Raw genomic sequence first — 277 nt, 5'->3', positions numbered from 1 at the left:
CAGTGCGTCGAACACCGAAGTGAGCGGCAGGAAACGGTCCGTGCGATCCTCGTCGATCGCCCCGAGCGGCATCGTCTCGATCAGCGACAGGTCCAGCCCTTCCTCGACGCACCAGCGCAGCATCGGCGCAAGCTGGTGTTCGTTGAGACCCTTGAGCGCCACGGCGTTGATCTTGACCCGTAGTCCGACATCGCGGGCCGCGCGGATGCCGGCGATAACCTGCGTTACGTCGCCGTGCCGGGTGATGAAGCGGAAGGTGTCGGGTTCGAGGCTATCG

At 65.0% G+C, this 277-nt stretch carries 1 pseudogene; it reads right to left on the bottom strand.

Features of this window, described 5'->3' with window-relative positions:
* Nucleotides 1–277 (bottom strand): annotated as a pseudogene (locus AC0IYH_RS31345) (GTP 3',8-cyclase MoaA); the annotation flags it as partial.

It is taken from the genome of Pseudomonas sp. AC463, assembly GCF_979253585.1.
The sequence above is the reverse complement of the archived record's forward strand: the minus strand, read 5'-3'. Positions and strand labels throughout refer to the sequence as shown.